18 protein-coding genes, 1 rRNA gene, 1 pseudogene and 1 riboswitch are annotated in these 23,561 nt (G+C 55.0%); of the genes and pseudogenes, 4 read left to right on the forward strand and 16 right to left on the reverse strand.

All coding sequences use genetic code 11. The features are described from left to right. The 5 genes from AC27KL_RS00005 to AC27KL_RS00025 all read right to left on the reverse strand — a co-directional run. A 16S ribosomal RNA gene (locus tag AC27KL_RS00005) occupies positions 1–611 on the reverse strand; the annotation flags it as partial. 638 nt (positions 612–1,249) lie between these two features. Beyond that, entirely contained in the window at positions 1,250–2,620 is a 1,371-nt protein-coding gene (locus tag AC27KL_RS00010; RefSeq protein WP_487168367.1) for an NCS2 family permease, read from the reverse strand. A 159-nt stretch (positions 2,621–2,779) separates the two neighbouring features. After that, a riboswitch (purine riboswitch) is annotated at positions 2,780–2,879 on the reverse strand. 114 nt (positions 2,880–2,993) lie between these two features. Beyond that, complete coding sequence (locus tag AC27KL_RS00015; RefSeq protein WP_036707512.1) at positions 2,994–3,455, reverse strand: RidA family protein; 462 nt, start codon at positions 3,453–3,455, stop codon at positions 2,994–2,996. Positions 3,456–3,511: 56 nt separating this feature from the next. Beyond that, positions 3,512–5,128 (reverse strand): N-acyl-D-amino-acid deacylase family protein, encoded by a 1,617-nt coding sequence (locus tag AC27KL_RS00020; protein ID WP_487168368.1) that lies wholly within the window; start codon positions 5,126–5,128, stop codon positions 3,512–3,514. Positions 5,129–5,149: 21 nt separating this feature from the next. Then, the gene (locus AC27KL_RS00025; RefSeq protein WP_487168369.1) at positions 5,150–6,253 is read right to left on the reverse strand and encodes an alanine racemase; all 1,104 of its coding nucleotides are present in this window, start codon (positions 6,251–6,253) and stop codon (positions 5,150–5,152) included. Between the two features lie 212 nt (positions 6,254–6,465). Between AC27KL_RS00025 and AC27KL_RS00030 the strand changes: the two genes are divergently transcribed. Further along, positions 6,466–6,738: a hypothetical protein gene (locus tag AC27KL_RS00030; protein ID WP_212950109.1), complete on the forward strand. Its 273-nt coding sequence runs from the start codon at positions 6,466–6,468 to the stop codon at positions 6,736–6,738. Between the two features lie 155 nt (positions 6,739–6,893). Here the strand turns inward: AC27KL_RS00030 and AC27KL_RS00035 are convergent. The 6 genes and pseudogenes from AC27KL_RS00035 to AC27KL_RS00060 all read right to left on the reverse strand — a co-directional run. Continuing rightward, positions 6,894–7,487 (reverse strand): annotated as a pseudogene (locus tag AC27KL_RS00035) (YdcF family protein); the annotation flags it as partial. A 326-nt stretch (positions 7,488–7,813) separates the two neighbouring features. Beyond that, positions 7,814–9,352 (reverse strand): glutamine-hydrolyzing GMP synthase, encoded by a 1,539-nt coding sequence (gene guaA / locus AC27KL_RS00040; protein ID WP_339323431.1) that lies wholly within the window; start codon positions 9,350–9,352, stop codon positions 7,814–7,816. Between the two features lie 78 nt (positions 9,353–9,430). Then, positions 9,431–11,647 (reverse strand): transglutaminase TgpA family protein, encoded by a 2,217-nt coding sequence (locus AC27KL_RS00045; protein ID WP_487168370.1) that lies wholly within the window; start codon positions 11,645–11,647, stop codon positions 9,431–9,433. After that, positions 11,648–12,952: a DUF58 domain-containing protein gene (locus AC27KL_RS00050; RefSeq protein WP_487168371.1), complete on the reverse strand. Its 1,305-nt coding sequence runs from the start codon at positions 12,950–12,952 to the stop codon at positions 11,648–11,650. Then, positions 12,949–13,932 carry an AAA family ATPase gene (locus AC27KL_RS00055; protein ID WP_487168372.1) on the reverse strand — a complete coding sequence of 328 codons (984 nt, stop codon included), beginning with the start codon at positions 13,930–13,932 and terminating at the stop codon, positions 12,949–12,951. The genes AC27KL_RS00050 and AC27KL_RS00055 overlap by 4 nt, the downstream gene beginning before the upstream one ends. Before the next feature lie 132 nt (positions 13,933–14,064). Then, positions 14,065–15,315: a polysaccharide deacetylase gene (locus AC27KL_RS00060; protein ID WP_487168373.1), complete on the reverse strand. Its 1,251-nt coding sequence runs from the start codon at positions 15,313–15,315 to the stop codon at positions 14,065–14,067. Between the two features lie 127 nt (positions 15,316–15,442). Here AC27KL_RS00060 and AC27KL_RS00065 point away from each other — a divergent pair, with 127 nt between their 5' ends. After that, the gene (locus tag AC27KL_RS00065; RefSeq protein ID WP_487168374.1) at positions 15,443–16,099 is read left to right on the forward strand and encodes a DedA family protein; all 657 of its coding nucleotides are present in this window, start codon (positions 15,443–15,445) and stop codon (positions 16,097–16,099) included. A gap of 109 nt (positions 16,100–16,208) precedes the next feature. Here AC27KL_RS00065 and AC27KL_RS00070 read toward each other — a convergent pair whose 3' ends face one another. The 5 genes from AC27KL_RS00070 to bcp all read right to left on the reverse strand — a co-directional run bounded on the left by AC27KL_RS00070 (position 16,209) and on the right by bcp (position 20,927). Continuing rightward, positions 16,209–17,732, reverse strand: a complete 1,524-nt coding sequence (locus AC27KL_RS00070; RefSeq protein ID WP_339323426.1) for a DHA2 family efflux MFS transporter permease subunit — start codon at positions 17,730–17,732, stop codon at positions 16,209–16,211. Next, the gene (locus AC27KL_RS00075; RefSeq protein ID WP_036707485.1) at positions 17,729–18,187 is read right to left on the reverse strand and encodes a MarR family winged helix-turn-helix transcriptional regulator; all 459 of its coding nucleotides are present in this window, start codon (positions 18,185–18,187) and stop codon (positions 17,729–17,731) included. Before AC27KL_RS00075 ends, AC27KL_RS00070 begins: the two co-directional genes overlap by 4 nt. Before the next feature lie 270 nt (positions 18,188–18,457). Further along, on the reverse strand, positions 18,458–19,732 hold the full coding sequence (locus tag AC27KL_RS00080; RefSeq protein WP_487168375.1) for a YhgE/Pip domain-containing protein: 1,275 nt from the start codon (positions 19,730–19,732) through the stop codon (positions 18,458–18,460). A 25-nt stretch (positions 19,733–19,757) separates the two neighbouring features. Further along, positions 19,758–20,225, reverse strand: coding sequence for a MarR family winged helix-turn-helix transcriptional regulator (locus AC27KL_RS00085; protein ID WP_052146821.1), 468 nt, complete (start codon positions 20,223–20,225; stop codon positions 19,758–19,760). A gap of 240 nt (positions 20,226–20,465) precedes the next feature. Beyond that, positions 20,466–20,927: a thioredoxin-dependent thiol peroxidase gene (gene bcp, locus AC27KL_RS00090; RefSeq protein WP_339323424.1), complete on the reverse strand. Its 462-nt coding sequence runs from the start codon at positions 20,925–20,927 to the stop codon at positions 20,466–20,468. A gap of 184 nt (positions 20,928–21,111) precedes the next feature. Here bcp and AC27KL_RS00095 point away from each other — a divergent pair, with 184 nt between their 5' ends. Beyond that, positions 21,112–22,170, forward strand: a complete 1,059-nt coding sequence (locus AC27KL_RS00095; protein WP_339323423.1) for an LCP family protein — start codon at positions 21,112–21,114, stop codon at positions 22,168–22,170. 64 nt (positions 22,171–22,234) lie between these two features. Next, a complete protein-coding gene (locus AC27KL_RS00100) occupies positions 22,235–23,548 on the forward strand; it encodes a glutamate-1-semialdehyde 2,1-aminomutase (protein ID WP_487168376.1) in 1,314 nt (437 codons plus the stop codon). The last annotated feature ends 13 nt before the right edge of the window (positions 23,549–23,561 follow it).

Raw genomic sequence — 23,561 nt, forward strand, 5'->3', positions numbered from 1 at the left:
CAGACTTAAGTGACCGCCTGCGCGCGCTTTACGCCCAATAATTCCGGACAACGCTTGCCCCCTACGTATTACCGCGGCTGCTGGCACGTAGTTAGCCGGGGCTTTCTTCTCAGGTACCGTCACTCGGGTAGCAGTTACTCTACCCGACGTTCTTCCCTGGCAACAGAGCTTTACGATCCGAAAACCTTCATCACTCACGCGGCGTTGCTCCGTCAGGCTTTCGCCCATTGCGGAAGATTCCCTACTGCTGCCTCCCGTAGGAGTCTGGGCCGTGTCTCAGTCCCAGTGTGGCCGTTCACCCTCTCAGGTCGGCTACGCATCGTCGCCTTGGTGAGCCGTTACCTCACCAACTAGCTAATGCGCCGCAGGCCCATCCGTAAGTGACAGATTGCTCCGTCTTTCATTACCGCTCCATGCGAAGCGATAAATTATCCGGTATTAGCTACCGTTTCCGGTAGTTATCCCGGTCTTACGGGCAGGTTGCCTACGTGTTACTCACCCGTCCGCCGCTAAGTCTCAGGAGAGCAAGCTCTCCATCAACTCCGCTCGACTTGCATGTATTAGGCACGCCGCCAGCGTTCGTCCTGAGCCAGGATCAAACTCTCCAAGAAAGTTTGTGACTCATTTTGAATCTGACGAGAAATAATGAATTTTTCGATCGAGCAAAGCCTAATCGGAAATTTCATTATATTAATTCTCATTTGTGCTCCACAAATCATCCGGCCATAGGGCTTGGACCGATTTGCTTCGCGATCGGCTTTGCAAGCAAAGCCTGTATCTCACTCGTTGTTCAGTTTTCAAAGATCAAACTTCACTCGCCATCGTCGAAGTTCTTATCGGCGACAACTTTTATATTATAACATGTCCGACTGTTTTATGCAAGCTCTTTTTAAAATCTTTTTTGAAGCACTGCTTGCTTCGAATTCATGAATGTTGTTCATCCCATTTCGTGGTTCGCAACATCATGTTTTCTTGGCCGGAATTAGAATATACCATGTACAGAAACATAATGCAACCTTTTTTTTAAAAAATAAATGATTCGTTTTACTTTTCATTCTCCAAAACCGTGCGGTAACCGACATCACCTAGTTACGTCCAAAGCCAGAGGCAATGAGCCAGGTAAACCTTTTAAGCTGCTGCCAATCGAAAAGAAACCCAAAGGACATTCGATAACGGCAAGATCAGCACAACAAACAAAAGGGCCGCTCTCCATTCGAAGGAAAGCAACCCTTTTTCTACTATATAATATTTATTCTGTTCCCAGGAACACGAAACGGAAAATAACGATAACCGCAAGCACCCACATCAGCCAATGGATTTTCACTTTGCGCTTCATCCCGATGTTCGCGAAGATCGCCAAAATGACGTAGGACAAAATCCCGGCCGAAATACCGTTCGCAATCCCGCCGGTGAACGGCATCAAAATGATCGTCAAAAACGCAGGGAAAGCTTCAAAGAAATCATCCCACTCGATGTTCCGGACTTGGCTCATCATAAGCACGCCTACCACGATCAGCGCCGGTGCCGTTGCCGCCGAAGGAACCACCAGGGCAAGCGGAGCAATAAACAGGGACAAAATGAACAGCACGCCCGTCGTGACCGCCGTCAGACCTGTCCGTCCGCCTGCTTCGACGCCCGCGGTGCTTTCGACGAAAGCCGTCACCGTGCTCGTACCCAAAACCGCGCCTGCGCTGACGCCAACGGCATCGACCAGCATGGCTTTCCCGATCGTTTTTTCGCCTTTTTCCTTGTTTTTCATCAGGCCAGCGCGAGTCGCCGTACCGACCAATGTTCCGAACGTATCGAACAATTCGACAAACGTGAAAATAAATACGATATCAAACAAACCGATGTGAAGAGCGCCCTTAAGATCCAATTGGCCGACGGCCAGATTCGTAAAGGAAGGAATCCAATTGGCATGCGCCAGGCCGCTCAGGTCCGTCACGCCCATCGGAATGCCGATCAACGTCGTTACGACAATCCCGATGAGCAAGGCGCCTTTTACTCGCAGCACCATCAGGACGGCGATAAACAACAGACCGATCAAAGCAAGAAGAGCGTCTTTATGCGTAAAGAAGTCGCTAAGCATCAAGTTGAAGTTCGCGCCGCCGACCGGCTTGCTGGCATCCGTGCCCGCGTTGACCGAAATGGAAATCAGGTTGCTCAGCTTAAAGCCAACGATCGCGATAAACAAACCGATGCCGACCGTAATCGCGTTTTTCAGGTTTTGCGGAACGGCCGTCATCAGCATCTGCCGAACCTTCGTCACGGTCAAAATGAGAAATACGATACCCGAGATAAATACGGCGCCCAGCGCCGCCTGCCAAGTGATCGCTCCGTTCGAGCTGAGCACCACCGTCATAAAATAAGCGTTAAGCCCCATGCCCGGCGCCAAAGCGATCGGAATGTTGACGAATAATCCCATCAGGATCGTTACCAAGCCCGCTCCCACAGCCGTCGCAAAAAATACTCCCTCATTCGGGATGCCGGCTCCGCCTTCGCCCAAAAACAGCCCGTTGACGAACAGGATGTACGCCATGGCCATAAAGGTCGTCAGACCGGCAATGATTTCTGTCCTTACATTGGTTCCGTGTTCCTTTAACTTAAAGAAACGCTCCATTTTTACAGAATCCCCCTTAGAAAATGTGTCAGGACGACAAAAAAAAGGCCCGCAGACCGTTACAGATCCGCAGGCATTATGCAAAAGGAAGAGATCGCTACCCGTGCACGTCCTGACAAACAGCCTTACGCATAAGGTGTGCCAAGCGCATGCAGGTTATCCGCATCCCTTCTTTTTCGTAGCCAGATCATTACGGTGATCTCGTAGAGACTCCCGGGCCGATTCCCGGGATTATACGAAAAAAATGATGATGTATTGTCGTTTCTTACATCATTTATTCTAGGGAGACGCGCGAAAATTGTCAATATAAAAAACGAATATTAAATCGCCAAATAATGTCCATTGTTCGGAATTAACATTTTTTATCTAAATTTTATTCGATTTCGACGATCAATTCGATCTCTACCGGCGTATTAAAAGGCAGCTCATTCGCGGAAATCGCGGAACGCGCGTGTTTGCCCTTTTCCCCGAAAATTTCGACCAGAAGCTCGGAAGCCCCGTTAATGACGTACGGCTGTTCGACGAATCCGTCCGCGGAATTGACGAAGGCCAGCATTTTTACCACCTGTTTGATCCGGTCCAAATCGCCCAAATGCTCTTTCAACACGGAAATCAGGTTGATCATCACCTGGCGCGCCGCATCATACCCCTGCTCCACCGTCAGGTCGCTGCCCACTTTCCCCGTATATTTCAGCTTGCCGTTGACGCGGCAGTCGTTGCCGGAGGTATACACGAGGTTGCCTACGGTTTTGGCCGGAACGTATTCCGCTACCGGAGTCGGAACCTTTTCTAAGACGATCCCTTTTTCTTCGAGAATTTTTTCGATTTTTGCCATGATAGTCATCTCCCTTTTAAATTTAGCTTGTGCTTCGATACGAACCTGTTTTGCATTTACCGTTCCAATTCATGCCGGCAGCAATGCTGCACGGGGATAAACACGCCCGGCCGTTCATGCGTATGATGCCGATGCTCCATCGTTTTGCGGCCGTTGACGAGCACCGCGGAAATCCCCTCGGGATGCCGGATGGGGTCCTGGTAAGTCGCCGTGTCGGAAATGCGGTTCGGGTCAAAAATGACGATGTCCGCGGCATACCCCGGAACGAGGAGCCCGCGTTTGCCAAGCTTGAACCGCTGGGCCGGGAACGATGTTACTTTGCGTACCGCCTGCTCAAGCGTAAGTATTTTGTTCTTTCGGACATACTCCGCGAACAGCCTCGGAAATGTGCCGTAGGAACGGGGATGCGGTTTGCCGGTGACGCAGCCCAGGCTGTCCGACGCCACCAGCGAATAGTCGTAGCGAATGACCTCCCGCACATCATCCTCGGACATATGGAAATAAACAATGGATACCTGTCCGTTTTCCCTGAGCAAAAGCTCCAGCGCGGCATCCTCCGGATCCATGCCCCACAGCTCGGCGATCTCCATCATATGCTTCCCTTCGAGCAGCTTGCCCGCCGCCGACGGCACGGAGGATACGAAAACGCTCTGCCAGCCGGTCGAGCACACGAGGTTGTCCCAAGTCGTCTGTTCTTCCCGGAGCTCCTGCTTGATTCGGGCCCGGATGGCCGGATCGGCGATCCGCTCCAGCGTTGCTTCGATTCCGCCTTCGAGGACCCATGGGGGGAGCACCGTCGTCAGCGTCGTCGAGCCCGCGGAATACGGGTACACGTCGCAAGTGACGTCCATCCCGCGGCTTCTGGCTTCGTCGATCAGCTCCATCGCGGCCCCGGTTTGGCCCCAATTGATCCTGCCCGCTGCCTTCAAATGGCTGACATGGAGCGAAACGCCGCTTTGCTCCGCGATCCAGATCACTTCGCGCACGGATGCCAGCAGGTTGTTGCCTTCGCCGCGAATGTGGGTGGAGAACAAGCCGCCGTACGCGGCAACGACCTTGCACAGCTCAGCCAGCTCTTCTTTTGGCGTATAACTTCCCGGAGCGTATAACAGACCGATGGACAAGCCGATCGCACCGGCCTTCAAGCCGTTTTCCAGCAGCCGTTTCATCCGGTCGAGCTCGTCCTTGGTGGCCGGGCGGTTTTCGAACCCCATGACGGAGATGCGAAGCGCGCCGTGCGCCACGTAAGTGGAGACGTTTTCGGACGCGGGAGACTTCGCCAAATGCTGCATGTATTCCTCGATGCTTTCCCAAGGCCAGGGCCAATCCGTGCGTCCGATGACGGGCTCGATATAGCTTTTCAGCTCGGCAGCCCGGTTTTTCACGTAGGGGGCAGGTGCCAGGCCGCAGTTGCCGACGACTTCCGTCGTGACGCCCTGCTGCATCTTGAACTCGCTGTCCGGCTGGTCCAAAACAAGCAAATCGGAATGGCAATGCCCGTCGATAAAACCGGGGGCTACCACCTGCCCGCGCGCGTCGATCCGCTCCAAAGCTTCGGCGTCGGTTCTGCCGACATGCGTGATAATCCCATCCTTGACGCCCAGCTGTCCAAAATACCACGGATTTCCGCTGCCGTCCACAATCCTTCCGTTTTCGATGACGATATCAAGCATCTTCTTCTCCCTCCCGCTGCGCTAGGCCAGTCTCCCTCTTGCCAAGACCGGGATGGCCCGAATGCTGCCGTCTTTCGAAGCAAAAACTTCGTTATGCAAATTAACCGTCGAACAAATATGGTTCGGGACTATTTCGAGAACGTCGCCGACATGCAGGCCGTGCGGGCCTTGCGTTCGGATCATGCCATGCTCTTCATTCATTTTTTCGAATACGGCATCCGGATGGCCGACGATTTCGCCAAAACCTTTCAAATGCAGCGGCGGTTGCCCGGGCTGCACGTCGGTCGCAAAGGTTTTGCTGCCGCCGTCTACGACAAGCCGATCTTCCGCGGGAACGCTTACAACCGTAACCAATACTTTGGCCGCCCAATCTTCTTTCGAGCAGGCTCCCATCACGGCGAGCATCCGGTCATAAAAAATATAGGTGCCGGGCCGCACTTCCGTGATGCCCTCCACGGCTGCCGCATAAGGAGCGGTTGGCGTGGAGCCGACGCTGACGTCCCGGATGGCGATGCCCGCGGCGCGCAGCCTTTCGGCCGTTTCGACCATGATGCGTCCTTCTTCCTTTCCTGCCGCTTCGAGGTCCAGCGTCCCTGCCCCTTCGAACACCGCGCCTTTAAACGTAAAAATACCGCTCAAATCGAGCCCCGGCAGCTCCGCAATCTGTTTGGCCAGCTCTACGGCCTCATCCGGACGCACCCCCGTGCGCGCCAGCCCCGTGTCGATTTCAAGCCGGACCGACAAGGTGATTCCCGCCTGCGCAGCCTCTTGGGAGAGATTCCGTGCGCCTTCGATGCTTTCGACGCCGACGATCATGCGGATTTTTTCCGCCAAAGCAAGGATCCGCTTGATTTTGGACGGGGATACGATCGGGTAGGCGATAAAAATATCGTCAATGCCGTGTGCCGCCATCATCTCCGCTTCCCCCACTTTGGCCGCCGTGATGCCGGATGCCCCCGCAGCAAGCTGTCTGAGCGCAAACTCGGGAACTTTGTGGGTTTTGATATGCGGGCGAAGTTGTACCCCGTTCCGCGCGGCGATGTCGGCCATGCGGCCGATATTGCGCTGCATAACCTGTTCATCGATCAGGATGCAGGGCGTCTCCAGCAGCTCTTTCGTTACCATGCCTTAAACCTCTCCCCTCTCGCGTACGCCTGTAATTTGCAATTCCTAACATAAGCCCATTATATAGGATAAACAATAGGAGGAAAGGAAGGAAATGATAAAATTCAACGAAATCGGTTGCGGAATCGCCGAATGCCCCGAAGAAAAGGGATGAAATCTCCGCGCGGCGGAGACATTACTTTTTATACATCGAAAGGCAGGTGCGAAAGAACATGACGACATCGAAATCCGAACCCGAATACAGCGACTTCTCCAACGTCGAGTCCCAGCGCAACGACCTGACGGCCGAGGAGTTTCCGGAGGGCCCTTACGGCTCGGGCCTGGAAGCCGAATCGATCGGCAAAAGCGCCCCTTGGGGAAAAGGCCAAAACGGCCCGCGCCCGTACGGTTACGAAAACCTGCAGCTCCATGAAGGTTCGGGCCGGGACTATCCGGCCGAAGATTTGATGACGGACGAACAAAACGAGCGCGAAAACGGCGAATAACCGGCGGCATGCCCAAGTGACGCTCCCTTAAGGTAGACAGGACATGCATAAGTCCAGCTGCTTTGAGGGAGCTTTGCCATGTAAAGCCTCGCGCGGCAGAAAAAGCAAAAAGAAAAAGCCATTCGCCGTAAACGATGAATGACTTTTCGAACCGATTATCCAATGAACAAATAAATAAGGGTAACGAGGAGCGAAACCCCGAAAATGCTCCCCGCCACAAGAGTATGACGTTTCCGCTGCATGACGACGATGGCGATGTATTCGCGGATCATGGCATTCGGCCAGTAATAAAACGCTGTTTTCGAACCGATTCCCTGGCTCTTCAAACCTACCTTTTTCGCGTACAAGCTGGCTCTGAACAAGTGGAAATTGTTCGTCGTAAAAATGCTGTTATATTCGCGTCCCTTTATCGACTCCATGATTCGTTTCGAAAAAAGCATATTCTGGTATGTATTTACCGATTCCGTTTCCGTTATCGTGTGCTCCAAAGGAATGCCGCGCTCGAGCGCAAATTTTTGCATCGCTTCCGCCTCTGAAATATTCTCGTCCGAGCCTTTTCCGCCTGAAAAAATGATCGTCGGCGGAAAAGCCGCCGCCGCTTGCTTCCGGTAAAAATCAATGGCTTTTTGAATTCTGCTGGCCAAAAGCGGCGGTACCTTGTCGTTAATCAATCCACTGCCAAGAACGATAATAAAATCCTGATGATATTTAGGTCTGTTCAATTGATACAGCAAATATGCGGTCAAAAATTAACATTCGTCTCGGGTCCGTCAAATAAAAGGCCAGGAACACCATAAACAACGCAAGAGAAGTCAGTCCAAGGGCTGCAAGCATGTAAATCAAACCTCAATTTTTATGTATTTTTTCAAAATGTCAAATATATCTTAACCCTTTCAAAGCGGAAAAAAACGCATGAACCTGAACGATAAAAAAACTCCCTTTTATTTGCCAAAAAAAGCAGATAAAAGAGAGTTGTTGTTTCAGATGATCGCCCGCAGGTAAAAAACAGCTGTACCGTCATGCCGTCCCCTCTTACTTCCAAGGGGGGACAAGCATGGACGGACATTTACCCGGCTTACTCCCATTCGATCGTTGCAGGCGGCTTGGAGGTAATGTCGTACACGACGCGGTTGACGTTCTCCACCTCGTTCACGATGCGCACCGAGATTTTCTCGAGCACGTCCCAAGGAATGCGCGCCCAGTCCGCGGTCATGCCGTCGATGGACGTTACGGCGCGGATGCCGACGGTGTAGGAGTACGTACGCGCATCGCCCATGACCCCAACGCTCTTCATGTTAGGCAATGCCGTGAAGTACTGCCAGATTTCGCGGTCCAGACCGGCTTTGGCGATTTCTTCGCGCAAAATGTAGTCGGAATCGCGCACGATCGTAAGCTTCTCTTCCGTTACTTCGCCGAGCACGCGGATCGCAAGTCCAGGACCCGGGAACGGCTGGCGCCATACGATGGCTTCCGGCAGGCCGCATTCCAAACCGACCTTGCGCACTTCGTCTTTAAACAGAGTTTTCAGCGGTTCGATCAGCTTGAACTTCATGTCTTCAGGCAAGCCGCCGACGTTGTGGTGCGATTTGATCGTTTGCGCCGTCGCCGTGCCGCTTTCGACGATATCCGTATACAGCGTGCCTTGGGCAAGGAAATCGAAGTCGTCGAACTTGGCGGATTCTTCGTCAAAGACGTAAATGAATTCGTTGCCGATGATTTTCCGTTTTTTCTCCGGATCTTCCACACCGGCCAATTTGCCGAGGAAACGGTCGCGGGCGTCGATTTTGACGACTTTCATGTCGAATTTGCCGACAAAGGTTTCCATGACGCTTTCGGCTTCGCCCTTACGCAGCAAACCGTGATCGATGAACATGCATGTCAGCTGGTCGCCGATCGCTTTGTGGACGAGCATGGCCACGACGGAAGAATCTACCCCGCCGCTGAGCGCGCAAAGCACTTTGCGGTCTCCGACCTGTTCGCGGATGTCGCGCACCGCGTCTTCAATGAAGGTTTCCATGCTCCAGTTGCCTTCGCAATGGCACACTTCGTACAGGAAGTTGCGGATCATTTCGTTGCCGTTCACGGAGTGGCGTACCTCCGGATGGAACTGAACCGCGTACAGCTGCTTGTCCAGGTTGCTCATCGCCGCAATCGGCGCCGATTCCGTGCCTGCATCGAGCTTGAAGCCTTCAGGCAGCTCGACGACATGGTCCCCGTGGCTCATCCATACGGTTTGTTTGGCATCCAGACCTTTGATCAAAGTCGTGCCCGGATTGAATTCCAGGTCCGCTTTGCCGTATTCGCGTTTGGCCGCGCGCTCCACTTTGCCGTTCAGCTGATGGGCCATCAGCTGCATGCCGTAGCAAATGCCGAAGATCGGTACGCCCAGGTCATAAATCGCCGGATCCACATGGGGTGCGTCTTCAGCATATACGCTCATCGGTCCGCCGGAAAAAACGATCCCTTTCGGGGAGATCTCGCGGATTTTGTCGATCGGCGTATTGTATGGCAGCAGTTCGCTGTATACTCCCAAATCGCGAATGCGTCGTGCAATAAGTTGATTGTATTGTCCACCGAAGTCCAAGACGACGATGATTTCATTTGGTTTGTTCATGAACGTGCCTCCCTCAATTGTTGAAATTAATTATACGCAACGATAATTCATACCGTCAAGGAAACCGGGGCGGCAAGCTTATGCCACTTTTTTGGAGATCCGGAGGCAGCGGCGCAAATAGGCGATGCATCTGCCCCGTTCCATCGGACCTTCGTCATAAGCTATCATTTCCCAATCGGCGGCAAAATCGTACAACATCCTGCGTATTTCGTCTTGTTCAACAGGGAGGGACCGTATATACTCCCGGACCGTGCAGCCTGCGGGGGCGGCGCCGAAGCGGCGCGCCAGGGCCCGCCAGACAGGGCGCGCGCTTTGGATCAGCTCGTTTCTTCCCGGAAACCGCCGTCGGGTCGCGTAAAGGCGAAGCCATAGAGGCAAAAGCCCCAGCCATGGCAGCGCCCAGACTACCGCCAGGGCAAGCGCTCCCGCCAAAGCGGCTCCGACGGCGAACCATGCCGCGTGACGGAGCATGAAAGCCAGCGTCGAACGCAAACCGTCAACGGCCGTGCCCGCCAACGCTTTCAGAACATGCCCGTCTGCCGCGGCCGGACGGAACGCCGCTGCCGTTTCCGACGCGCCGCCGGTCAACGCAAAGCCTGGCGTAGGATCGAACGGAATCCAGCCGGACTCCGGAAAATAAACCTCCACCCAGGAATGCGCATCGCCTTCGCTGACCAGATACGTGCCCTCTTGGCCGACTTCTTGTTTTCCCGGCGCAAATCCCTTCACGTACCGCGCCGGGATGCCCTCGCTACGCAAAAGCACGGCCATGGCGGTCGAAAAATGATTGCAGTATCCGGCACGGGTCTCGAAGAGGAAGTCATCGACGAAATCCGTGCCGGCCGGGGGAACCCTCGTGTCCAGCGTATACTTTTCGTGCTCCTTCAAGTAATTCAGGACCGCTTGAACCCGGTCGTAACGGCTGCCGGCCCCAGCCGTCATTTCCTTCGCCAGATCCTTCACCCGCTGCGGCAGCTCCTCGGGAAGCTGCAAATACCGTTCGCGTACGGCGAGCGGATCCGGGCCCGACTCCCGTTTCAGCCGCTCGGGGTTTTTGTCCGGTATGGCGACTTTCACGGTATACCCTTCAATTTGCGGCTGCCCTCCGTCGAGCACGACTTTGACCGTGCCGGCGCCAACGTTTCTTTCGATGGCGGCAGGCAGCGCCGAACCTCCCGGGGACAGCCGCATGTCCACGATTTCGGCGACCCTGCCCCCGCCAAACAACGGAAAGCTTTGCCGCAGTGGTTGCTCGAACGAGACATGCTGGGTGATTGTCGCCAGCCCTGCCGAAGCGTCTCCCCCTTGCTCCGCGATCACGCCGGGGGCATACCCCGTTTTGACGTCAGCGCCGGGCTCCGACCATTTCCTTCCATTATATTCGCTGAAGGTTTCGCCGCGCCAATAGGTCGGAACCGGGGTTTGGGCCGTGAAATAGATCCGGCTGCTTTGCTGAAGCGGAAGGCCCATGTCCTCCTCTTCGCCGGATAAATTATAGCCCGTCACCGCCGCCGCTTCTTTGGCCCCATACCCATATTCGGATTGAACCCAATTCGCCAGACGGTTCGCGGCTTGCTGGAGCGAAAAACCCGCAGCCGGCTTCGGCTCCGCCAGGCTCCCCAGCATCCAGCTGCCGGCAACGACCGTCAGCACGACCGCGGCAAGGGAGGCCCCCCATCGACCGTACTCCGGTTTCGCCATGCGGCGGCTGCCAGGAAGCGAACGTTCCCTTAAACGCGAGAAATGAACCATGCCCTGCAGCAGAAGCAGCAAGGCGCTGGTCCGGACCACGTCTCCATACACGGACAGGCCGAGCAGCGTTTCAAGGCAGAACAAATACAGCAGCGTGGCTCCCGCGAACAGGAGGATGCTGCTTCGGAGCAAGGCCAAGGATTGGACCGAATAGACCAGCAGCGCCCAGCCGACCATGAGCACGAGCATGCGCGCATCTTGGCTTAATGCCGAAAATCTGAAGGTAGCGGCAAGCTGTTCGGCATCTTGGCGCAGCACGGATAACATGGAAGCCAGGCCAGCTTTCTCCCCGCTTTTTGCGATGACATCCGCCCAAAAAAGAAGCGTGCAAAGTCCGTACAAAGGCGCCAAAAGGGGCAGCCGTGGACAAAAGGCCCCGAGCAGCAAAAGCATGGCCGTAAAGCCGTACATGACGCCGAACCATTCCCGGCTGACGGACAGCACATCCAGCGGTTGCAGCGGAACGATCCATTCCATGAACAACCCCATCAAGAGAGCGGAGATGGCGAGCCGGAACCATAAAGGATCTTTGCCGGTTTCCATTTACACCGCCCCCTCTCCGGCGCGAAACGGACCGGTCAAGCCGACCTTCGTCACGCCTTCGGAATGAACGGCATAGATTCCGGCACCCAACCGGGAAAGGCGAACGGCCGCCGCAAAAGCCGAAGATTTCCCTGCACGCTTCTCGCGTTTCCCGTCAGCCTCCTCCATCCCGGCATTCAGGGCCGTGCAATACAAATGAACCTGGACGCCCCTTGCCAGCAGCCGGGCTGCCGCCTCGGACGTTGGCTCGCTGAGCGTCCCGGTGATGAGCAGGACTCGCGTCCCGGGGGCCGCATGCCTGAGTTCCGTTTCCAGCAAGGAGCCCAAGGCCGGGCCCTCGGCCAGTTCAACCGAAGACAGGGCGGCAAGCATGCGCGAATAACCGCCGCTGCCTGAAATCCGTTCCTCCGCCGGTGCGGCGGCAAACGACGCGAGCGGGTCCGATGCGCCGCAGACCAGCTTGCCTTTGGCTCCGGAACGCCTCATCTCGCTGACGATGCCGGCCGCAGCCGATACCGCCTGCTCAAAATCCCGCTTTGCCCGTTTCACCCGCTCCTCGTCCGTTCCTTCCCACGCAACATATCCGGCGTAGGAACGGTCCAGAACAACGAGACAATGCGGATCGCGTTCGTCTTCCGGCAAAAAAGTGTCCAGGCTGCCGCGTTTGGCATAACTTTTCCAATGGATCCGGTTCATGGGATCCGTCGGCAAGTAGGGCCTAACCTCAGGGCCTTTGACGCCCTGCCTCCGTTCCATCGTTTGGGCCGGCTGCGCCGCCCCATAAGCCTCGGCGGCCGGGGATTCCGACAAGCCGGCGACGGGCAGCGGCTTGGGCAGCACCAGGAGGTTTCCCTCCGATTTTAGCACCCGCTCCCCTTTAAACCAGCCGAAAAGCCCGCCCCATTCCAGCCGGCAGGCATCGAAGGAATATACGCCGCGCGGCAGGCTGCGCAGCTCGCAGCGATATGCCAGGCGGCGCCGGAATCCCGGGAACAGGATCTGCCGGCTGCTGCCGCCGGTGTAATAGTCTTCGACGGCAAGCCAAGGCACGGGGAGAAACGATCGGAACCCGATCTCCACCTCCATGACAGCGGTTTCTCCGGACGTCACGACGGGGGCGGACATCCGGCGCTGGACCGTTACGTTCCTCGGCCCGAGCCATTGCAGCAGGATGCCGGACGACACGACCCACCCCGCGAGCAGCATCAAATACAGCGCGGAGGCTCCCCCATGCCAAACATACAAGGCGCATAACGCGCCGAACACGCAAACCCCGGCCGACCACTCTGCAATCCGCCTTTTCATGGCTTTGCTCCTTTGCGGGCGGCGACCGGCATCGTCAGGCCGGATAACAGCTCCCTCACGACGTCCTCGCTTTGCGTCCCGGAGAGCACGGCCTCATGGCTGAGCACCAGCCTGTGGGCAAGCACCGGCACCGCCACATGCTTCACGTCGTCGGGGATGACGTAGGAACGGCCGGACATGTAGGCGGCAGCCTGCGAAGCCTGCATCCATGCAAGCGTCCCGCGCGGGCTGATGCCGAGCTGAAGCTTCGCATGCCGTCTCGAAGCGTCCGCAGTCTGGACCAGCATCAGCTTGATCGCGTCGTCCACGAAGACGCTTTTGGCCTCCCGCTGCATGTGGACCATCTCTTCGGCCAGCATCACCGGCTTGATCCGGTCCAGCGGGTCGTTCCCGGCCATTCGCGTCAGCAGCTCGATCTCCTGGTCCGGATCCGGGTATCCGAGCTGAATCCGCATAAGGAAACGGTCAAGCTGCGCTTCGGGAAGACGGTAGGTTCCTTCGAACTCCAGCGGATTTTGGGTCGCGAGCAGCAAAAACGGACGAGGCAAGAGATGCGTATGGCCGTCCACCGTTACTTTTCGTTCCTCCATCGCTTCAAGCAGCGCCGATTGCGTCCGGGGCGAAGCCCGGTTCAACTCGTCGGCCAGCACCAGATTGTTCATGAGGGGACCCGGACGGTATTCGAATTCGCCGCTTTGCTGGCGGAATACCGACGTTCCCGTGATGTCCGCCGGCATGAGGTCGTACGTAAATTGGATTCGCCCGAAGCCCGCGCCGAGACAGGCCGCCAGCGAGCGGACCAGCATCGTTTTGCCGACGCCGGGAATGTCCTCAAGCAGCAGATGCCCGCCGCAGAGCATCGACATCAGCGTCAGCCGGATTTGTTCCTCTTTGCCGACAATGACCGTGCCGACGCGGTGAATGACCCTTTCAAGCAGCTCGGGAGCAAAATCCCGATGAGGTAAGGAAGAAGTGGACAATGTCAAAACCTCCGATTCATTATGGAGTGGCCGTCTATAAACGGAATCTATGAATATAGCTTTTCCACAAATGAAAGGAAGTAGACATGATTGCCCGGGTTGTTTTTCTTGAGCAGCCTACCATAGAAACGGTTAGGACACCTTGACCCGCCGCTCCTCCCGGTTTTCGGAAGCCGCCGCGTCGGCATATCCGGCATTGGCGAACAAGTCCCGCAGCGGAATCCAAACCGCATCGTTGATCATGGTGACGGACGTCGTGACCGAAGAGACGTTTTTCCCGGCTTTGGTCACCGTCAGCCGTCCGGTCCGGACCTGGATGTTCAGCACGGTATCCGAATCCGCCGACAAGGTCACTTTGGCGGTCTGCGTTTTCGGATCCCAAACGGCGTTCCCGCCCAGCCTTTCGGCTACGGCACGGACCGGAACCAGATAATGCCCGTCCTTATAGAGGTATTCTCCGGGATTCAGCGTCGTTTCCATCGGTCCGACTTCGAGGCGCAGCGGTTTGCCGCTCGCGAACAAGGCGCCGTTGCCGGCGACATGCGACTGCACCCACGACTCGCTTGGCGCGGCGCGCTTCAGCTTTTTCGCCTTTTCGTTCACTTTGAACTGCACGGGTTCTTCGTCCGGCGACAGGACGTCAAAACGATACCCTTGCTTTTTGTAATGCGCAATGATTTCAGGCAAAGCCTTCACGCTCTCCTCATGGCCGCTGCCGTCATGCAGCAGGAGCACGACGCGGTCCGAGTTCGCCGGGGCCTTGGCCCCTTTCACGATTTCAGCCGCGGGCACTCCCCGCCGCTTCGAATCGCCGCTGTCCACGTTCCAGTCGGTCACGACGTATCCGCCCAGCTTCATCAGGCGAAAATAGGTATCATCGAAATGGCCGGCCGTACCGCCCGGGGCCCTGACCAATTGCGGCCGAACCCCGGTGACGGCATAAACTTCTTCTTCGGTCCGTTTGATCTGGTTCCAGAAGGCGGGAAATCCGCTATAAAGTTCGGTATAATGATGATCATAGGAATGATTGCCTATCGCGTGCCCTTCTTCGTGGATGCGCCGCAGCAGCTCGGGATACCGTTTCACCTGCTCGCCCAGAACGAAAAACGTGGCGCGGATATTATTTTTTTTCAAAATATCGAGAACTTTGCCGGTTAAAGCGCTGGGTCCGTCGTCAAACGTAAGGAAGACTGTTTTTCCGGCTGAAGTTGGATGTTTGGATTTCGGGGATGCGGATGTGGTTGCGTACATCGGCGGAAGTTGCTGCAGAACCTGTTCCTGCACCGAAGCTTCCGCGGTTTGAGGCTGCCGAACCAGTTCCTGTCTGCTGATGAACGGTAGGATCATGAGGAGCAGCAAAGCAATCAATAATCGTTTTACCATCGGGAAAACCTCCACTATTTCTATGAATTCTGCTTTCTGGTAGATTATATGGTGGGAGGTTCGAAAATAGACTTTACGGATCAGTCTTTTGGCAAGAACATCTTGGATCTGGTTTGGAGTGAGAATGTTGGAACTGCTGAAGTGGATACAGCTATTGTTTGGAGATTACGGTTATATCGTTTTGTTTTTGGGACTGGTTCTGGAGTTTATTGCGCTCCCTTTTCCGGGTGAGACGACCATGGCTTATGCGGGGTATTTATCCTACGCGGGGAATCTGAATTTCGGCTGGCTGATCGTGCTTGCTTTCCTCGGGACGACCATCGGCATGACCATCACGTATTTTATCGGCCTCAAGGCAGGCCTTCCCTTCATTCACAGATACGGCAAATGGGTGCTGCTTTCCGAAAGCAAAATCGATCACGTGCAAAAATGGTTCAACAAGTACGGGCAAGGCCTCATTTTCATCGGGTATTTCATCCCCGGCGTGCGCCATTTTACCGGATATTTTGCGGGAATCATCTCCGTTCCCTTCCGGAAGTTCGCTTTGTATGCATACAGCGGGGCGCTGTTCTGGGTGGTGCTCTTCATCAGCATCGGCAAGGTGTTCGGTCCTCAGTGGAACATGGCCTTTCATATGGTAGAGAAATATTCCGTTTGGATCGTCGGCGCCATCCTGCTGCTCGCGATCGTCCTGCTGGCCGTTCGTTACCGGAAACCTCTCTCGGCGCTGATGCACAAGCTTTTCCGCAAAAATAAAGCAAAGACCGTATCAAAGACGCGTTAATCGGATGGCAACGTTTGAAAAACGTACAAGGTCCATCGAAATAAAACAAAAGGGTATCCCTCCAGGTTGTTCAAACCTGTCGGGACACCCTTTTTTTGCGTGCGATTCATTACCCTTTCGCGTTCACGGCTTTGCCGACGTTCGGCATCTCCGCCTTTTCCGACTTCATGTTTTCGTCTTGCGGTTTGGTCTTTTTGATAAAGAACGCCAACACCAGCGAAACGGCGCTCAGCCAAGTGGCGATCACGAACGCGTCGTTGATGCCGTGCACCATGGATTGGGCCGACAGGGCCGCCATTTGCGCTTTGTCGGTCGCTTTGGCGGCGCCGGCTTTCAGCCCTTCGGTCACGTAATGCTTCGTTTGCGAAGTCATGACCGTCACCAGGATCGCCGTACCGATCGAACCGGAAATCGTCCGCAGCGTATTGGACATCGCCGTACCGTGCGCGTTCAAGCTGCGCGGCAGTTGGTTGAGGCCCGCCGTCTGGATCGGCATCATCATCAGCGACATGCCGAACATGCGGATCGTGTAAATCGTGATCAAATGCGCATAAGTCGTTTCAACGCTCAAGCGGCTGAACTCATAAGTCATGTAAGTCGTGATGGCCAGGCCGATGACCGAAAGCCATCTTGCGCCGATTTTATCGAAGATCGCCCCCGTAATCGGCGACATGATCCCCATCAGGATCGCCCCCGGCAGCATCATGAGGCCGGACTCCAACGGCGTAAAGCCGCGGATGTTCTGCAGGAACAACGGCATCAGGATCATGCCGGCATACATCGCCATCGTGACGATCACGTTGATGATCGTCGTCAGCGTAAACATGTTGTATTTAAAAATGCGGAATTCGAGCATCGGATTTTTGGACTTAAGCTGCATCCACACGAACGCGATCAAAGCCACGGTGCCGACCGCCAGCGACCATACGACCTCCCGGCTTCCCCAGCCGTCCGTACCCGCGTCGCTGAAGCCGTACAACAGGCCGCCGAAGCCGATCGTGGACAAAATGACCGAGACGGCGTCGAATTTCGGCTTGGTGACTTTCGTGACGTTTTTCAAGAAGAAAATTCCGATCAACGTCGCGATAATGGCAAACGGAAGAATGATGTAGAACAGGACGCGCCAGCTGTAATGCTCCACAAGGTAACCGGAAAGCGTCGGTCCGATCGCCGGAGCGAGAATCATTGCGATCCCCATCATCCCCATCGCGGAGCCGCGTTTTTCAATCGGGAAAATGTTCAGGAACACGACGGTCATCAGCGGCATCAAAATGCCGGCTCCCCCGGCCTGGATCAACCGTCCGACCATCAATACGCCGAATGACGGAGCCAAGGCGCATATGAGCGTGCCGATCGAAAACAGGGACATCGCCGAAATGAACAATTGGCGTGTCGTAAAACGGGCGATCAAAAAGGCGGTGACCGGGATCAACACGCCGTTGACAAGCATATAGCCGGTGGTCAGCCATTGTCCCGTCGCGGCTTGGGTAATCCCGAGGTCGGCCATGATTTTGGGCAGGGCCACGTTCATGAGCGTCTGGTTCAAAAACGCCACGAAAGCGCCGATGAGCAGGGCGGCGATAATCGGCCCTTTTTTTATATGCTCGATGGACTGAGCTTCGCTGCTATTCATAATAGATTTCTCTCTCTCCCTTTTTCGGATAATATGTCGATAATCTGCTTGTGCGTCCTTAACATGTGACGCCGGTCCTCTTCCTTGATATGTAAAAGAGGTTCAAGATAGTCCTGGCAAATGGCCTCGGTGCGTTTCCGCAGTTCATCTCCTTCCTTCGTGTTTCTCAGCGTAATCGATCTCCGGTCCGTCTCGGAGCGTTTGCGTTCCACCATCCCCGCCTTGACGAGCCGGTTCACGACGCCGCTGGTCGTACTGTTGCCTATAAGAATCAAATCCGCGAGCTCGGTGAGTCCGATGTCCGGATGGTCACGGAGCGTTCGCAGCACTAGATATTGAATCCAGGTGGTCCCAAGCGATTCCGCTCTCTTCCAGAACAGCTGGTAGAAGCTTAAATGCACTTGGCGAAAAGAATACAGCACTTCAATGATTTGTTCCTGTTCCCGGGATTCCAAAACCTGCCCCCCTGTTTCATAACCTAATATTTCGCATACGAATTAGTTTAATGCCTGCCTGTTTCCATGTCAATAAAAATATACGAACAAATTTACATATGTTTTTACAATAATATTTCATAAATTATCTGAAAACAACTATTTCGGATTAGACATGTCCCCTTAGCCCGAACTAGATCCCCGGAACAGCAAAAAAGCCGGTCTCCGCCGCCGCTTAGCAGCGGGTACGGAAACCGGCTTTTGAAGGATCACAAATAAAGAAAAATTGCATTATTCCGCGGCCAAAGCGCCCATTTCGTTTCCTTTGGATGCGGATGCTCCTTGTACCGCCTCGATGGCAGCGCCCTTTTTATCCTGATGATGCGCCATGATGACCTTTGCTCCGCAAAGGAACAGGAACATGATCAAATAGGTAACGATGTATTGCAGCGCCGTGCCAAGCCCGGCTTCCATATGGCCGCCGTAATAAAACAAGGCGCGGAACCCGTCCACCATGTACCGCGTCGGCAAAAACGAGCTGAGCGCGCGGTGAAACTCGGGCAGCGTCGTGACTGGAAAAGCGCCGCCGCTCCCGAAGATCCCCATGATGTTGACCGGGAACATCGCAAGCATCCCCCATTTGCCGAGGAACAGGCTGAGCATTTTGAATAAGAAAAACATCGTGAGGGAACTTAACAGCAGGAACAGATAAATGCGCCAAACGGCCGTCGTATGCGCGCTATCGAAAACGCCGAACACGAAGATCATGATCACCGATGTCACGAGCACCGACGTAATGACTCCAAGCAATATTTCGGTCAGCAGTTGTTTGGCATGGCTTAGGCGATGACCTTTGCGTCTCATGTTTTCGGCGATTTTTTCCACATATCCGTGGATCATGTTGACCCCGAGCAGGCCGCTGATCGACGAGATCATAACGACGACGAAAGGCGTCATCCCTTTGTTGATGTTCCCCGTCAAGCCCAAGGCATTGGTGGTCTTCGCCTGTACCGGATTATCCAGCAGCGTTGCCGCTTGCGGCGATACCTCCAGGCCGAGCTTCGTCATGCCCGCCTTGATTTGCTGGCTGACGCCGGCGTTCACGGTCGAGGCGACCGTTTGAATCGCGGTGGTAGCGACGGAGGAGGCGAGCTGTCCGCCCGCTTCGTTAACCAATATCTCCATCCGTGCAGGTTTGCCGCCGGTTTGTCCGGTCATCAGCGATTTCTGCACGCCGGACAGCGAAGCGGAATAGTCGGCCGGGATGACGAGCGCCCCGTATGCCTTGTTGTTTTTGATTTGTTCGACGGCTCTTTCCCTGCTGGACTCGATCGTCCATTTAAAGGAATGTCCGTCCTGCGTTTGAATCAGATTGTCCATGATCTTTTGGCCCATGTTCACCGAGGCGGCGCCTTGATCCTCATTCACCACGATCAGCGGAAAATCCGTCAATCTTTGCGACTGCCCGCCGAATACGGGCAAATATATGCTAAGCATGCAAAGCATGAGAAAGGCCGTGCACCACACCGGGAACCAGGCGATTTTAACCTTCAGTAACCTTTTCAAAATAACACTTCCCTTAAGTTATGATTCATATTTTTTGCATATCGCTTGATTCCGAGTCCAATTTACGGTTCATGATCCGCATCATCACGTACAGAACCTCGAGGTCATCCTGGCTGAGCTTTTTGAAAAAGTCAGCGGCAAAAGAATGCTCGAACGGGAAAGAGGAGATTTCATGCCCTTCGTCCGTCAAGCTGATGAAATGGCTTCGCAGGTCGCTGGGATTTTCCGTCCGGGCCACAAGCCCCTTTTTCTCCAGCGAATCGACCAAATACGTAATGGACGCCGCCTTCAGCTTCAAATGGCTCGCCAGATGGCTCGACAGGCATGCGCCGCCCCGTTCGATAATATTCAATATAAAAAACTGGTTCAGGGACAATTCGTGCTTGCGCAGATGATCCATCAAGGCACGAATGCGCTGGCCAGTCATTTTTCGGGACAGCTCGCTGTATACATCAAATAACATATCTACCGTAATTTCAGGCTGCTTATCCATGTAATTCTCCTCTTTCCTTACCGGATAATCACCATTATACTTCGAATATTCTAAATTGTAAATGGATATTGATGTGTTTACATTTGTTTTCAATGAAATTTCACCATGGTTTGCTTAGAATATTCTAACTTATATTCTTAGGCACTCACTGCGGAAACAGCCGGAGCAGGCTGAGCAAAACGCCAAAAATCCCGGCGTCCGCCATGAGGCTTCACAGCGCCGGGATCTTTGGGTTGCAGTTTACGATAAAGCGGACAGGACGTCCTCGGTATGGCCCTTGACCTTCACCTTGCGCCATTCCTTCAGCAGCTTGCCGTCTTCATCGATGAGGAAAGTCGAGCGGACGATGCCCATGTATTCGCGGCCGTACATCTTTTTCAGCTGCCAAACGCCGTACATCTCGCTCACCCGGTGATCCTCGTCCGATAACAGCAGAAACGGCAGGCCGTATTTCTCCGTAAACTTGCCGTGGGATTTGATCGGGTCGGGACTGATGCCAAGCACCACCGCCCCCTTCTCTTCCAGCTGAGGGTGCGCGTCCCGGAAGCTGCAAGCCTCCTTGGTGCAGGCTTCCGTCATGTCTTTTGGATAAAAATACAAAACGACCTTTCGTCCGCGGAAACTGCTCAGCGTAACGTCCGCGCCGCTGGATGCCGGGAGGGTGAAATCCGGAACCTCTTGTCCGATCGCCAGTTCTGTCATATTCTTCGTGCTCCTTTCGGCAGGCAATCCATGCCAACATCGGGTGCCATCAAATGCAATATCCCAAGGTAAAATTGATTGTATTGTCAAAAAAAATTATAATAAATGAATCCTTATCCTACAAATTGTCGAATGATACAGCAAAAGCCTCCTTTATCAGCATAACTTGAAAGGAAGAGAAGGAATGACTTCAAGGAAAAAAACGATATTATGGATTATAGCCATCATCTTGGTAGCCGTCATCGGCTACGCGGTATATTATTTTACTTCGATATACAACGGTTTGCAGGGCCTGCAAAAAACCGGCGAAGCCTCCCCTTTTAAAAACGTGACTCCCGTCGAAGCCAAAGTCCCCGAGCCTCCCAAATGGGAAGGCACCGAACCCGTCAACATTCTCCTCATGGGCGTGGATGCCCGCGGCATCTCCGAAGGCGAGATTCCCAGGTCGGACAGCATGATGGTCGCCTCCCTCGACCCGGTCAAAAAGCGGATTCATCTGTTTTCCATCTTGCGAGATACGTACACGGACATTCCCGAGCACGGGAAGGACCGAATCAACACCGCGATCACCCACGGTCCGAACACGGCCATGAAAGCGGTCGGCGATTTGCTCGGCATTCCGATCCAATATTACGTTTACACCGACTTCCAAGGCTTTATTAAGCTGGTGGATGCGGTCGGCGGCGTCGATTTTTACGTGGAAAAAGACATGTATTATCCCAGCGCCGCGGATAAACACGAATACGACATCGACCTGAAAAAAGGCATGCAGCATCTCGACGGAAAAACGGCGCTGCAATATGTCCGTTTCCGCCACGACGCGACTTCGGACTTCTCCCGGACCGAGCGCCAGCGCGCTTTCCTGAAAGCCGTCGCCGCAAAAATGCAGTCCACCACCTCCATCATGAAACTTCCGGATATTTTGGAGGGGGTCAGTCCATACATCGATACGAATTTATCGGTGAACGACATGTGGAAGCTGGCGACGGTCGGCTACAAAAGCCAGATGGCCGGCAGCGAGCAAATTCCGCCCATGAAGCTGCTGAAAGAAAGAACCATCGGCGGAGCGGCGGTGCTTACCGTATCGAGCGAATCGAAATTGAAGGATTATATTCAAGACGTTTTCAACAAACCGGCCACGGTACCGGTTTCGAGCGACGGAACCGCCGGGTCCGGAACAACCCATACCGAATCGCAGGACGCCACGTCCGGCAAAAGCGGCAGTACGGGCAGCAGCGATTAACGGCTGCCCGCCTGTTTTTCTAAATGGAGGATTTTCACATACATCGAAAGGAAGTTGAAATTCAATGAATCGTTCTCGTTCCGAACAGCTTTACCAGGAAGCACTTCAGCACATCGTCGGCGGCGTCAACAGCCCTTCCCGTTCGTTTAAGGCGGTAGGCGGCGGGGCGCCCGTCTTTATGAAGAGAGCCAAAGGCGCTTACTTCTGGGATGAAGACGGCAACCGCTACATCGATTATTTGGCGGCCTACGGCCCGATCATTACCGGACATGCCCATCCCCACATCACCGCGGCGATAACGCAGGCCGCGGAAAACGGCACGCTGTACGGCACGCCGACCGAACTTGAAATCCGCATGGCCCGGATGCTCAAAGAAGCCATCCCTTCCATGGACAAGGTCCGTTTCGTCAACTCCGGCACCGAAGCGGTCATGACGACGATCCGCGTCGCCCGCGCGTATACGGGCCGGAGCAAGATCATCAAATTTGCCGGCTGTTACCACGGACACTCCGATCTCGTGCTGGTTGCGGCGGGATCCGGGCCTTCCACGCTCGGGACCCCGGACAGCGCGGGCGTGCCGTCCAGCATCGCGCAGGAAGTGATCACCGTTCCGTTCAACGATTTGGACGGCCTCGCACAAGCGCTGGATACCTGGGGCAAAGACGTCGCCGCCGTCATGGTCGAGCCGATCGTCGGCAACTTCGGCATGGTCATGCCGAAGCCCGGATTCCTTGAAGGGCTCTGCCGGATGGCCCGCGATAACGGCTCACTCGTCATTTACGACGAAGTCATCACCGCTTTCCGCTTCCACTACGGATCGACCCAAACGTTTGCGGGCCTGGCCAACCACGAAGCGATCAAGCCCGACCTGACCGCGCTCGGCAAAATCATCGGCGGCGGGCTGCCGATCGGCGCTTACGGCGGCAGCAAGGAAGTCATGGAGCAGGTCGCGCCGCTCGGCCCGGCGTACCAAGCGGGAACGATGGCCGGCAACCCGGCTTCGATCGCTGCGGGCATCGCCTGCCTGGAAGTGCTGCAGGGCGAAGGCGTCTATGAAGAGATGGACCGCCTGGCCGCCAAGCTTGCGGACGGACTGCAGGCATCGGCCGACCGTTACGGCGTGCCGCTGACGATCAACCGGATCCGGGGTTCGTTGTCCACGCATTTCTGCGACCATCCGGTCACCAATTACGACGAGGCGCAGGATACGGACGGCGAAGCATTTGCCGCGTTCTTCCGCAACATGCTGAACCGCAACGTCAACCTGGCGCCATCCAAATATGAAGCCTGGTTCCTGACGACGGCCCATACCGAGCAGGATATCATCGACACGCTCGAAGCGGCCGACGCCTCCTTCCGCGAAATGAGCAAAAAATAAGCTATAGCGCCAA

It is taken from the genome of Paenibacillus sp. YAE3 (assembly GCF_057546105.1).